The sequence below is a fragment of the Klebsiella sp. X1-16S-Nf21 genome (genome assembly GCF_002837615.1).
Taxonomy (GTDB): domain Bacteria; phylum Pseudomonadota; class Gammaproteobacteria; order Enterobacterales; family Enterobacteriaceae; genus Klebsiella; species Klebsiella variicola.
Window position 1 is genome coordinate 1 of the sequence record NZ_PJDK01000006.1, and the last position, 12209, is coordinate 12209.

General features: G+C 59.7%; 12 protein-coding genes and 1 pseudogene. 2 read left to right on the forward strand and 11 right to left on the reverse strand.

Features of this window, described 5'->3' with window-relative positions; all coding sequences use genetic code 11:
• Together CW267_RS04500 and xseB are read right to left on the reverse strand one after the other, a co-directional pair.
• Nucleotides 1-202, reverse strand: a pseudogene (locus CW267_RS04500) ((2E,6E)-farnesyl diphosphate synthase); the annotation flags it as partial.
• 1 nt (nt 203) lies between these two features.
• Nucleotides 204-446, reverse strand: a complete 243-nt coding sequence (gene xseB / locus CW267_RS04505) for an exodeoxyribonuclease VII small subunit (protein ID WP_002891398.1) — start codon at nt 444-446, stop codon at nt 204-206.
• 181 nt (nt 447-627) lie between these two features.
• On the opposite strand from xseB, the gene thiI reads away from it, so the two are divergent.
• A complete protein-coding gene (thiI, locus tag CW267_RS04510; RefSeq protein WP_008805382.1) occupies nt 628-2076 on the forward strand; it encodes a tRNA uracil 4-sulfurtransferase ThiI in 1449 nt (482 codons plus the stop codon).
• A gap of 70 nt (nt 2077-2146) precedes the next feature.
• On the opposite strand, the gene CW267_RS04515 is transcribed toward thiI, so the two are convergent.
• From CW267_RS04515 to panE, 3 genes are read right to left on the reverse strand one after another with little or no spacing between them, the layout of a single operon-like run.
• A complete protein-coding gene (locus tag CW267_RS04515; protein WP_100781122.1) occupies nt 2147-2623 on the reverse strand; it encodes an SRPBCC family protein in 477 nt (158 codons plus the stop codon).
• Between the two features lie 50 nt (nt 2624-2673).
• Nucleotides 2674-3267 carry a protein deglycase YajL gene (gene yajL / locus CW267_RS04520; RefSeq protein ID WP_008805384.1) on the reverse strand — a complete coding sequence of 198 codons (594 nt, stop codon included), beginning with the start codon at nt 3265-3267 and terminating at the stop codon, nt 2674-2676.
• The gene (panE, locus tag CW267_RS04525; protein WP_008805385.1) at nt 3230-4141 is read right to left on the reverse strand and encodes a 2-dehydropantoate 2-reductase; all 912 of its coding nucleotides are present in this window, start codon (nt 4139-4141) and stop codon (nt 3230-3232) included. Before panE ends, yajL begins: the two co-directional genes overlap by 38 nt.
• Nucleotides 4142-4358: 217 nt before the next feature.
• Between panE and CW267_RS04530 the strand changes: the two genes are divergently transcribed.
• Entirely contained in the window at nt 4359-4850 is a 492-nt protein-coding gene (locus CW267_RS04530; protein WP_002891465.1) for a YajQ family cyclic di-GMP-binding protein, read from the forward strand.
• A gap of 42 nt (nt 4851-4892) precedes the next feature.
• Here the strand turns inward: CW267_RS04530 and CW267_RS04535 are convergent, their stop codons facing one another.
• The 6 genes from CW267_RS04535 to CW267_RS04560 all read right to left on the reverse strand — a co-directional run bounded on the left by CW267_RS04535 (nt 4893) and on the right by CW267_RS04560 (nt 12200).
• Complete coding sequence (locus CW267_RS04535) at nt 4893-6257, reverse strand: MFS transporter (protein ID WP_012542696.1); 1365 nt, start codon at nt 6255-6257, stop codon at nt 4893-4895.
• Between the two features lie 159 nt (nt 6258-6416).
• Nucleotides 6417-7595, reverse strand: a complete 1179-nt coding sequence (locus CW267_RS04540; RefSeq protein WP_008805388.1) for a Gfo/Idh/MocA family protein — start codon at nt 7593-7595, stop codon at nt 6417-6419.
• Between the two features lie 329 nt (nt 7596-7924).
• Nucleotides 7925-9289 (reverse strand): MFS transporter, encoded by a 1365-nt coding sequence (locus CW267_RS04545; RefSeq protein ID WP_012542695.1) that lies wholly within the window; start codon nt 9287-9289, stop codon nt 7925-7927.
• Nucleotides 9290-9299: 10 nt separating this feature from the next.
• Entirely contained in the window at nt 9300-10118 is an 819-nt protein-coding gene (locus tag CW267_RS04550) for a sugar phosphate isomerase/epimerase family protein (RefSeq protein ID WP_032729438.1), read from the reverse strand.
• 59 nt (nt 10119-10177) lie between these two features.
• Nucleotides 10178-11869, reverse strand: coding sequence for an FAD-dependent oxidoreductase (locus CW267_RS04555; protein ID WP_100781121.1), 1692 nt, complete (start codon nt 11867-11869; stop codon nt 10178-10180).
• Between the two features lie 10 nt (nt 11870-11879).
• Entirely contained in the window at nt 11880-12200 is a 321-nt protein-coding gene (locus tag CW267_RS04560; RefSeq protein ID WP_004204812.1) for an NIPSNAP family protein, read from the reverse strand.
• Between the last annotated feature and the right edge of the window lie 9 nt (nt 12201-12209).

Sequence of the window (12209 nt, forward strand, 5' to 3'; positions counted from 1 at the left end):
CATCGAGCGTGGTGCGGCTGACGCCGAACATCGCGCCGGTGGCATAGACAAGGAAGGGGCGCAGGCGTTTACCGCCTAAGAGTGCGCCATAATGCATCGCTTCCACCAGCGGAGTGTTCTGAAAGGGCTGCGGCGCGATAAAACGGCGCAATGCCCCATTAGCCTGTTCCACACAGGCCTGCAATTGTTGCGGGAAATCCATTTTATTCAGCGTCCGGCGTAAAAGGCGTGGTCGGGGAATCTTCACTATCCGCCAGCAGGATCTGCACGCGCTGTTCGGCCTTCTGCAGCTGACTTTGCCCCTGGCGCGCCAGCTGTACGCCGCGCTCAAATTCGCTTAGCGCTTCCTCTAACGGCAAATCGCCGCTTTCCAGACGGTTAACGATCTGCTCCAGTTCGCCCAGAGCAGTTTCAAAGCTGGCCGGGGCCTCATTTTTCTTTGGCATAGTGAATGTAGACTCTTGTTATGTCGCGACGGCAATACCGGGTATGGTAACGAAGTCACGCGTGTAAGCAAATAACGCGCAATGGTGATATACTCCGCGCCCAGGATGCAGGCACCGGTGTGCGCTGCTTTACAACTTTTGCTTATAGCCCCGTCGGGCTTGCCAACGAACTATTGTCGCCATGAAGTTTATCATTAAATTGTTCCCGGAAATCACCATCAAAAGCCAATCTGTGCGGTTGCGCTTCATTAAAATCTTAACCGGGAACATTCGTAACGTTCTCAAAAACTATGACGAGACGCTGGCCGTCGTCCGTCATTGGGATCATATCGAAGTTCGCGCGAAAGATGAAAATCAGCGCCCGGCTATTCGCGATGCGCTGACCCGTATCCCCGGCATCCACCATATTCTGGAAGTCGAAGACGTACCGTTCACCTCGCTGCACGATATTTTTGAAAAGACGCTGCCGCTGTGGCGCGAGGCGCTGGAAGGCAAGACCTTCTGCGTGCGTGTGAAGCGTCGCGGCAAACATGAATTCACCTCCATTGAGGTGGAACGCTACGTCGGCGGCGGTCTGAATCAGCATATTGAAACGGCGCGCGTGAAGCTGACCGACCCGGACGTCACCGTCAATCTCGAGATTGAAAACGATCGCCTGCTGCTGGTGAAAGGCCGCTATGAAGGCATCGGCGGCTTCCCGATCGGCACCCAGGAAGATGTGCTGTCGCTGATCTCCGGCGGCTTTGACTCCGGCGTTTCCAGCTATATGCTGATGCGCCGCGGCTGCCGCGTGCACTACTGCTTCTTTAACCTTGGCGGCGCCGCCCACGAGATTGGCGTTCGCCAGGTCGCACATTACCTGTGGAACCGCTTCGGCAGTTCGCACCGCGTTCGCTTTGTGGCGATTAACTTTGAGCCCGTGGTCGGCGAAATCCTTGAAAAAGTGGACGATGGTCAGATGGGTGTCGTGCTCAAGCGCATGATGGTCCGCGCTGCGTCAAAAGTCGCGGAACGCTACGGCGTGCAGGCGCTGGTCACCGGCGAAGCGCTGGGCCAGGTTTCCAGTCAGACCCTCACTAACCTGCGCCTGATCGACAACGTTTCCGATACTCTGATCCTGCGTCCGCTGATTTCGCACGATAAAGAGCACATCATCGACCTGGCGCGTGAGATCGGCACGGAAGATTTCGCCCGCACCATGCCGGAATACTGCGGCGTGATCTCGAAGAGCCCGACCGTGAAGGCGGTGAAGGCGAAGATTGAAGCGGAGGAAGAACACTTCGATTTCAGCATCCTCGATAAAGTGGTGGAAGAGGCGAGCAATATCGACATTCGCGATATTGCCCAGCAGACGGAAGCCGCCGTGGTTGAAGTGGAAACCGTGACCGGCTTTGGCGCTAACGACGCGATCCTCGACATCCGCTCCATTGACGAGCAGGAAGACAAGCCGCTGAAGGTCGAGGGCGTTGAGGTCGTTTCGCTGCCGTTCTACAAGCTGAGCACCAAATTTGGCGATCTTGATCAGAGCAAAACCTGGCTGCTGTGGTGCGAGCGCGGGGTGATGAGCCGTCTGCAGGCGCTCTATCTGCGCGAGCAGGGCTTCAGCAACGTGAAAGTGTATCGCCCGTAACGGGTTGCCATCCATATTGAAAAAGGCCTTCCCCGATGGAAGGCCTTTTTGTCATCCCCGGGCCAGCGCATTAGCGCAGGGTCATCGCCAGGTCATTCAGCTGATCGATGACGATATTCCAGCCCTCAAAAAATCCCATCTGCTCATGCTGCTCGCGAGTTTCATCATCCGCATGCAGCACCGTGGCCGTATAGCGACATCCGTCTTTTTCGTCGGCAAAGGTGATGATGGCCGTCATGGCGAAGGGAGAAACCGCAGGGCGATAATCCGCCGTCAGCATCGAGGTCATGACGATTTTTTGTTGCGGGATGACCGCAACAAAACAGCCGGGATTATCGCTGCGTTCACCGTCAGGGCCGTGCATCACGGTATGAAAAGCCCCGCCAGAGCGAAAATCAAAGGCCAGCACCTCAGTAGACCAGGGCTTCGGGCACCACCAGGTTTTGAGTAATGCCGGGTCGGCCCACGCGCGCCACAGGGCAGAGGCTGGCGCGCTGAGCAGGCGGCTGATGACAAGATCGCGAGAATCGGTTGCGCTACGGGACATGCTACGACTCCTCAGGAAAAGGGGAGCCAGTCCGCGGCGCGGACCGGCTATCAGGCTTCGTAGTAATTATAGATGCCGGCGGCCATTACCAGCTGCGAGGCGACCTCATACGCTTTCTCGCGACCCACCAACAGGTCAATCATTTTCAGGGCGAAATCAATCGATGTCCCCGGTCCCTGGCTGGTTAACAGATTCACCCGTGGATCCCAGACCACCCGTTTATCCTGCCACTGATCGGCGGGGATATGTTCCTTCAGCGCCGGAAAACCGGTCATGTTACCGATCGGGAACAGCTGATGGGGCACCAGCACGGTCGCCGGGGCGGCGCAGATGGCGGCCACAATGCGGCCTGAGAGGTGGAACTGTCGGACGGTTTCCACCAACAGCGGGCTGTCGCGGAAGCACTCTGCGCCCTTGATGCCGCCAGGGAGGACGATGATATCGAAATCACCATCGGCCACCTCGACCAGCGGCGCATCCGCCAGCAGTTTGACGCCGCGCGAGCAGACGATGGTCAGGCCGCCGTCGCTGGCGACGCTGGCGGTGGTTACCTTCACTCCGCCGCGGACCAGCAGATCGATAGTGGTGACCGCTTCGGTCTCTTCGCTACCAGGGGCGAGGCAAATCAGTGCCGACGCGCTCATATTCATTCTCCTTACGCTTGATCAATTCAAATAAGCGGGCGTTTTCCGGTACGGCAACGCCGTGGGCGCGGGCGCGGTTGAGCAGAAAACCGGTGATATAGTCGATCTCCGTGTGCCGCTGGGCGCGGATGTCCTGCAGCATGGATGAGATATTTTCTGCCGTACTTTCAATCACCTGTTCGACATAAAATAGCAGGTTTTCCGCCGAGGTATGAATACCTTCGCGCTCCATCACCGCCGCCACTTCCTGGCAAATGGCGGCAACCTCCTGCGGATAGTGGCGCAGATCGCCGTTTTTACATCCTTTGAGGGCGGTCAGAGGATTAATGACGCAGTTTACCGCCAGCTTGCGCCAGGTGGCCGAGTAGATATGGTTGTGCCAGGCGACATCCGGCAGTACGCTTTGCAGGACTTCCGCGAGATAGCTGTAGTCCTCCTCGTAGCTTTTCGCCGGACCGATATGGGTGGTGCCCTGGGCGACGTGGATGATCACATTCCCGTCGCGACGCGCTGCCTGGGTGGTGGAGGCCAGCAGTAAAGGCTGTTTCACGCCGCGCAGCTCCTCGACGGTGCCCATGCCGTTATGCACCAGCACAATTGGCGTAGTGACCGGCAGGATCCCGGCCAGGTGCTTCACCGCATTCGACACCTGCCAGGCCTTTAAGGTGACGATCAGCAGCTCGCTGCTGGCGAGAAAATCGGGGTCGTTGGCCGTCAGTGATTCGTTGAACACCGAGCCGTCGGTTTCAATGACATTGACGCTACAGAATGGCTGCGGTACGCGTAGCCAGCCCTGGACTTCATGTCCCTGTTTGCACAACGCGGTCAGCCATAGTTGTCCCAGTGCACCGCATCCCAGTACGGTTACTTTCATTGTTCCTCCTCATCTGCCGCTACCCCAGGCGCTGATGGCTAAAGTCTATCTCGTCGCTTTTCGCATTGTCGGACGGAAAGGGGGATTCGGCGTCGTCGGGCAGCACGGGGAAATAGCGCGAGCGTTGCGTAATCAGCTAAGCTTCCGGGATAACAAGTTGAGTTATGCCGCGTTGCAGGTATTATGCAACGCAAAAGAAACGGAAGGAGAGGAAAAGATGCCATCTTTCGATATTGTCTCTGAAGTTGATCTTCAGGAAGCCCGTAACGCGGTGGACAACGCGAGCCGCGAAGTCGAGTCGCGTTTTGATTTTCGTGGCGTTGAAGCCACTTTTGAATTAAACGACGCCAACAAAACCATTAAGGTGCTGAGTGAGTCTGACTTCCAGGTGAACCAGCTGCTGGATATCCTGCGCGCTAAGCTGCTTAAGCGCGGCATTGAAGGTACCTCCCTCGACGTGCCGGAAGATATCGTGCACAGCGGTAAAACCTGGTTTGTTGAAGCGAAGCTGAAGCAGGGCATTGAAAGCGCTGTGCAGAAGAAGATCGTCAAACTGATCAAAGACAGCAAGCTGAAAGTGCAGGCGCAGATTCAGGGCGAAGAGATCCGCGTGACCGGTAAGTCCCGCGACGATCTGCAGTCGGTGATGGCGCTGGTGCGCGGCGGCGATCTGGGGCAGCCGTTCCAGTTCAAAAACTTCCGCGACTAACGCGGCGGCAGACAGCAAAAAGCGGGGAATTCCCCGCTTTTTTTATACCCCTTTGATGAGCTGCTCGATCTCGAAGCGGTTGGTGACCTTGCTGTCGATTTTGATATACACCGAGCGCTCCTCAGGTACCACCAGCGCCTGATGAACCCCGTTGGCGTTCAGCAGACGCGTCTGTAGCGCGCTGTCGACCACCACGCCATCCGGCACCTCCACCCGCAGGCTGCTGACGTACGGCGGCTCGCTCATGGTACTGGCCACCAGCAGCCACAGCATTGCCAGCAGGGCGCCCAGCAAGAACACGGTTTGCGAATCAAAGAAACCATCGACCCAGCCGCCAAGCGCGCCGCCAATCGCCACGCCGAGGAACTGGCTGGTGGAGTAGACGCCCATTGCGGTGCCTTTATAGCCCGCCGGCGACTCCTTGCTAATTAACGATGGCAGCAGCGCTTCCAGCAGGTTAAACGCCAGGAAGAAGAGCTGGACGCCCGCCACCAGTTCCCAGAAGTAGCCTCCAGCGCCCCAGAGGACAATTTCCGCAATCAGCAGGATGGCGACGCAGAGCAGGAAGACGCGCTTCATTTTGCGCTTCACTTCGGCATAGATGATAAACGGCACCACCGAGATGAACGAGATAACCATGGTGACCAGGTAAATCTTCCAGTGCTCGGCGGCCGGAAAGCCAGCAGCCTCCAGTTGGCCGGGCAGCGCGACAAAGGTCGACATCAGCATGATGTGCAGGCACATGATGCCAAAGTTGAGCTTCAGCAGGCGTGGTTCCACCAGTACTTTGCTAAAGCAGCCCTTCACCATCCCGGATTCGCGGTTGAGCACGTGGTTATGGCTGTTGGGCACCACCCACAGGGTGAGCAGGATGCCGATGGTCGCCAGAATGGCGATCATCCAGAACAGCGCGTGCAGACCCAGCTGGTGGGTGACAATCGGCCCCAGCACCATGGCGATGGCGAAGGTGACGCCAAAGCTGACGCCGATAAAGGCCATCGCTTTGGTGCGGTTCTGTTCGCGAGTGAGATCGGATAGCAAAGCCATGACCGCGGCGGCGATAGCGCCGGAGCCCTGCAGGGCGCGGCCAAGAATGATGCCCCAGATAGAGTCGGTGAGCGCGGCGATGACGCTGCCGAGTACAAAGATGAGCAGGCCGCCGACGATCAGCGGCTTACGGCCAATACGGTCAGATAACAGTCCGAAGGGGATTTGGAAAATCGCCTGCGCCAGGCCGTAGATACCGATCGCCAGGCCAATCAGCGCTTCACTGGCGCCCTGCAACGCCATGCCATACGTGGTCAGAACCGGCAGGACCATAAACATGCCAAGCATGCGCAGGGAGAATACCGTCCCCAAACCCCAGGTCGCGCGCAGTTCCCCTGGCGTCATTTTGTTATCGTTCATTACCACCTCAATATAAAAACTGCGCCTAGTGTAGCGGCGGGGGGTAAGAAGCGTAAATAAATGTTTGTTTAACAGATATTACGGGGCTGTTGCGCGATGAGACAAGTTGGTAAAAATCAATAAACCAGTGGAGGGGGACTCCACTGGCGAGGGGAAAAATTAAGGTAAAGTAAAGTCAACCCACTGGCTGCCAGCGTCAGCCGATTTGACGCACTGTTCGACCCAATAGACGCCGTGCAGCCCGGCTTCAACGTCCGGATACCAGAAGTCTTGCAGGAAAGCGCGATCGTCACGGTCCGTGGCGTCAATCGCCTGCGCATAGCGGCGATAGAGGTTGGCCCAGGCTTCGAATAGCCCTTCCGGATGGCCGCCGCCGATGCGGTCATCCGCCAGCGCGTTCGGCGACAGGTAGGGCATCCCGCGCTCAAGAATCCGCGCCGGCTCGCCCTGCACCTCATAGCTGAGCTGGTTAGGATGCTCATCCCACCATTCGATACTCGCTTTTTCACCGACGATACGCACTTTTTGCGAGTGCATGGCGCCGCTGTTGACCGCGCTGGTCCACATCGAGCCAACCGCGCCGTTGTCATATTCCATCAGGACAAAGGCGTTATCTTCCAGCGGCGCGCGGGAGGGGACAAAGCTCTGGCGGGAGCACATCAGCCGTTTGATATTGAGCTGCGGCGCCATGGTTTCGGCGACAAACAGCGGATGGGTGGCCAGATCGCCCAACACATAGCTGGGCCCGGCAAACTTCGGCGTCACGCGCCAGCGGGTGGATTCAGCCTGCAGCTCGACGGCCTGGTTATGAAAGCCGTGGGCGAACTGCATATTGACGATGCGGATCTCGCCGAGCAGTCCATCGGCAATCATCTGCCGCGCCTGCTGGATCATCTGATAGCCGGCATAGCCGTAGGTGACGCCGACGATTTTGTTCTGTTTTTTGCTCAGGTCCACCAGCTCGCGTGCTTCTTCGGCGCTAAAGCAGAGGGGCTTTTCACAGATGACGTGGAGGCCCGCTTCCAGCGCCGCTTTGGTGATGGCGAAATGGGTATTGTTCGGGGTGGTGACCGAGACGACCTCGATGCCGTCAGGGCGCTGCGCCTCTTCACGAAACAGGGTCTGGTAGTCGGCGTAGCAGCGCTCCGGCGCGATGCCCAGTTGCTCGCCGAACGCGCGTCCGCGCTCGGCATCGACGTCAAGCGCGCCGGCCAGCAGGGTATAAACATTGTCACGCAGCGCCGCACAGCGGTGGCTGTAGCCGATTTGACTGGTTCCCCCGCCGCCGACCATGCCCCAACGCAGGGAGCGGGATAAGGGTTTCAGGCCGTTTAACATGGTGCTCTCCTTTTTGAAATCATTCGCACTCTGAGGCGCTCAATGCCGACGCCTGCGGCAACGCGCATCCGGATAGACTGACCTTAACTTAAGGAAATGTTTGTTCTGTTTCAATTGCATTGTGGAATTTATTTTCCATATATGCGAGGGGGATCGAATTAGCGAAAGTTTCTTTTGGGCTGCGTTGAAAAGATGAGCGAGGGCTTATCGCCTCCCGGAGCAGAGCAGATTCTTGCGGGTGTTTTTCGTTGCGACCAAATATGAAATAAATTTTCTTTTTAGCCGCTGAGCCGGTGCAATCCGCCGATTGCACCGGGGAGCCGATGCCGCTATGACGCTCCGCGCACAGACGCGGGGGAAGGTGAAGCGGCGGGAGGATTACCGGCCGCAAAGATGCCTTTCGCCGCCAGACCTGCGACGGTGAGGGCTGCCGGGATACCGAGGATCAAAAAGACGCTTTCAAAGGGCAGGTTGAGCGCCATCATCTCGGCACCGGCAAAGGCGCTGAGAATGGCGCCGATGCGCCCGACGCCATGCATCCAGCTGGATCCCGTCGCCCGCGCCTGCGTAGGATAGTAGCGGGCGGAGAGGGCGTTCATACCGGTATTAGCGCCGTTCAGACAGGCGCCGCTGATAAACGCCAGCATACAGAGCAAGGCAAAGCTGCCCGCGGCGTAGCCCATCGCCATGGTGAACAGGCCGCCAACGGCGTAGATCATCCCCAGCGCGCGATGAGGGTTGATCCTGTCCATCAGCCAGCCGGCAAACAGCGAGCCGAGGGTGCCGCCCGCCTGGTAGATCGCTGTCATGATGGCCGCCTGGCTAACGGTCATTCCCACCGCTTTAACCAGCGTTGGCAGCCAGCTACCGAGGATATAGACCAGGAACAGCCCCATAAAGTAGACCAGCCATAGCATCAGTGAGCCGAAGCCGTACTGGCGGGAGAGCACAATGCGCATCGCGTTGCCGGCCGCCGGCTGCGCCGGCAGGGTAAACGTCACGTTGTCGCTGATTTGTCCGGGATAGAGACGGTTAAGAATGGCGCGAATGCGTGCGGCGGGCGCTTGTTTGATCACCAGAAAACGAACCGACTCCGGCAGCAGCCAGATAAGCAGCGGGGCAAACAGCAGCGGCAGAATGCCGCCGAGCGCCATCAGCGAGTGCCAGCCAAACTGCGGGATCAGCCACGATGCTGAGAATCCTCCTGCCGCCGCGCCGAAGGTGAAGCCGCAAAAGATGACGGTAATAATAAATGAACGCTGGCGTTCCGGAGCGTACTCCGACACCAGCGTCCCGATGTTCGGCATCGCGGCGCCCAACCCCAGGCCGGTCATAAAGCGGAAAAACATCATCTGTTCAATGTTGTGCGAGAAGGCGGTGGCGATGGTCCAGAAGCCGAAGAAAAAGACGCTATTGATAATGATTTTCTTGCGCCCCAGCCAGTCGGCGAGCGGGCCAGAGAAAATCGCGCCCAGCGCGAGGCCGATCAGCGCGGCGCTGATCACCACGCCTAGCTGGTGGTTGCTTACCCCCCATTCCAGCTTTAGCGTCGGGGCGATAAACCCCATGATCGCGATATCAAAACCATCGAGAGCGATAACGCAAAAACCGAGAAAAATGATCTGCTTTTGAAAGCGGCTCAGCGGGTTACGGTTTATTAACTCTCTGACATCCAGGCGTTGAGTCTGTGTCATAGCGTATTCCTTATGCGCAGGAGCGCAGGTAGGGCTGCGCGGCATTGAACAGTAATTGCGCCCGCTGGAGCGGCGGCAAGGCGCCCTGCTCGCCGTCGAGCGGCACTTCGAGGGAGACCGGCAGCGTTGCCGGCAGGGCCGACATTAGACCGTGCAGATCCAGACCGCCTTCCCCTGGCACGTTGCGCGCCGAGCGGGCCTGGCGGATGAGTTCCTGTTCGCTCTCCGGCCTCTGCGCCGCGCCATCGCAGAGCTGCATATAGTTGAGATGATGCGCGGGCAGGCTGGAGAGGGCGGCGAGCGATTCTCCCGCGCGCCAGAAATGAAGGGCGTCCACCAGGATGCCGATATCCTCCCGCCCGCTGGCGGCGATCATCGCCTGCGCATCGGCGATAGTGCGCAGTTGGGTCCAGGGCATCGGCTCAAGGTTCATGGTCAGCCCATAGGGGCGACCGGCCGCGGCGAGGATAGCCAGGTTGTCGGCGCTGCGCTGAAGGTTGTCATCATTGCCGGCGACTAACACCTGTCCGGCGCCAAGACGCGCCGCAGTCTCCATAAACCGCTGCAGCCGATCGTCGAGAGTAAACCCGGGGGTCAGGCGGACGATCTCCACGTCTGAGACGCGGATGCCGGTTTCCATCAGCGCAGACAGCGTCGCGCGGACGGCGGGGGTATCGCCCAGCATGTCGTAGTCCGGGTCGGCCGGTGTGGCGGGAAGCAGCCGCAGACCAACGTGGGTAAAACCGGTTTTGGCCGCTATCCGCACCTGTTCGGGAGGAGGGACATCGAGCAGGGTCAGCGCGGCGAGCGATAGGGTACGCATGTTCATAAAGGGCTCCGGTACAGTTGCAGGTGAAGATAGTTATGGGTATTGCCGTCCCTGGTCGTTTATTGCTTTGTTTTTATTGTGTTTTCCGCCAGATTTTTACCCACCAGATAGCCGAAGGTCATGGCGGGTCCGAGGGTTATCCCTCCGCTGGGGTAATAGCCGCGCATCACGCTCGACATGTCGTTGCCGATGGCGAACAGGCCCGGTATCGGCTGCTGCTGTCCATCCAGCACCCGGGCGTGTTCGTCGGTTTGCAGTCCGCTGAAGGTGCCCAGCGAGCCGGGTAGAATGCGCACCGCGTAAAACGGCCCTTCGCGCAGCGGTCCGAGCGTCACCTGATGGTCACCCTGAGCGCGGTTATAGGCTGATGCCCCGCGGTGAAAATCGACGTCTTCGCCAGTGCTGGCGAAGTGGTTAAAGCGTTCAACGGTTTCCGCCAGCGCATTGGCGTCGATGGCGCACTGCTTCGCCAGCTCTCCCAGCGTGTTTCCCCGCAGCAGGTAACCGGTACGCAGCCAGGCGGTGGGGGTGAACGGGAACGGTCTGGCATGACCCAGACCGTAGCGACGCAGCGCGCGACGATCGGCCAGCAGCCAGGCCTGCGGCGTGTCGCCCGCGGGTGTGGCCGCCAGCAGGGCGGCGATAAAGTCATGATAAGAGTCTGCCTCGTTAACAAAGCGTTTGCCGTTGGGCAGGACAGCGATCACCCCGGGCTTGGCGCGTTCCACCAGGTGGGGAAACATCAGCTGCTGACCGCTGGCCAGGGTGACGCGGGACACCGGCGCCCAGGCCAGCGGGTGGCGCAGGCGGGTGTCGAACTGGCCGCCGACGGATTCGCCAAGCCTGATCCCCTCGCCCTGATTGTCCGGCGGTGCGGCGGAAAAATGGCCGTAACCCTCCGCCGCGTGGGGCACCACCTGCGCCAGCCGCTGCCGATCGTGGGGAAAACCGCCGCAGGCCAGCACCACGGCCCCTGCTTCGACGTGAATTTCCCCGCTGTCGCTGCGCAGCACCGCGCCGGACACACCCTGCGGACCCTGCAGCAGCCGGACCACCGGGGCATTGAGCTGAAAGTGCACTCCGGCGTCGAGGGCGGATCGCAGCAGACGGGCGACCAGCGCATTGCCATTGACCAGATGCTGCCCTCGTCCGGCGCGCAGCCGCTGCCAGCCGTGGCGCAGCAGGCGGCGGACGGCATACAGCGCGGAGCGCGGCGAGCGGGTGGCATTGAAAAAATGCGCCATATCCGCGCCGCCGGCGATGCCCATCCCGGCAAGGCTGATGGTCTCCAGCGGCGGACGCAGTCGGTGGAGCCAGTCGCCGAGCTGACGGCCATCGTAGGGCTGAGCGGTGACCGACCGCCCACCGCTCGCCGCGCCCGGCGACGCGTGAAAGTCCGGCATGGCACTGCCTGAGAGAAACTGCACTGCCGTCCTGTGATGAAAAAAATCCACCATCTCCGGCCCGTGGCGCAGGAAGGTCTGCAGGCGAACGTCGGCGGCTTCGCCCCCCATCTCATGCTGCAGATAGGTCAGCGGGGCGTCAGCCGCTTCGTCGATGCCCTCCGCCCGCGCCAGCGGGTTGCGGGGGATCCACAGCCAGCCGCCGGACCAGGCGCTGGTCCCGCCGAGTACTGACGCTTTCTCCGCCACCATGACGCTGGCGCCGTGCATGGCCGCGGTGACCGCGGCAGAGAGTCCCGCCGCGCCGGAGCCGACCACCAGCACATCCACCTTCACAGGCCTGCTCATGATGGACTCCTTACTGCAATGGTGAAAAAGCGGTGGGGCGCATCAGCACCGACTCCAGGCGTTCAACGGCGGCCAGTTCGCGATTTTTCCGCGAAAAGGTCTGCCAGCGTTCGTCCTGCGCCATTCGCGCGCGGCGCACCAGGCGATCGTCCAGGCTTTCATAAGCCCAGATGTGCACCACCTGATTGACCACGCCGATCTCGGTAAAAAAGAAACCGATCAGTTTGCCGAGATGGTCGGTCTGCACCGCCAGGGCATCGCTTTGGTACAGCGCCAGCCAGTCGGCCATTTTCAACGGATTGATGGTGTACGTGCGTTTTTCGTAGATCATGATGTTTTC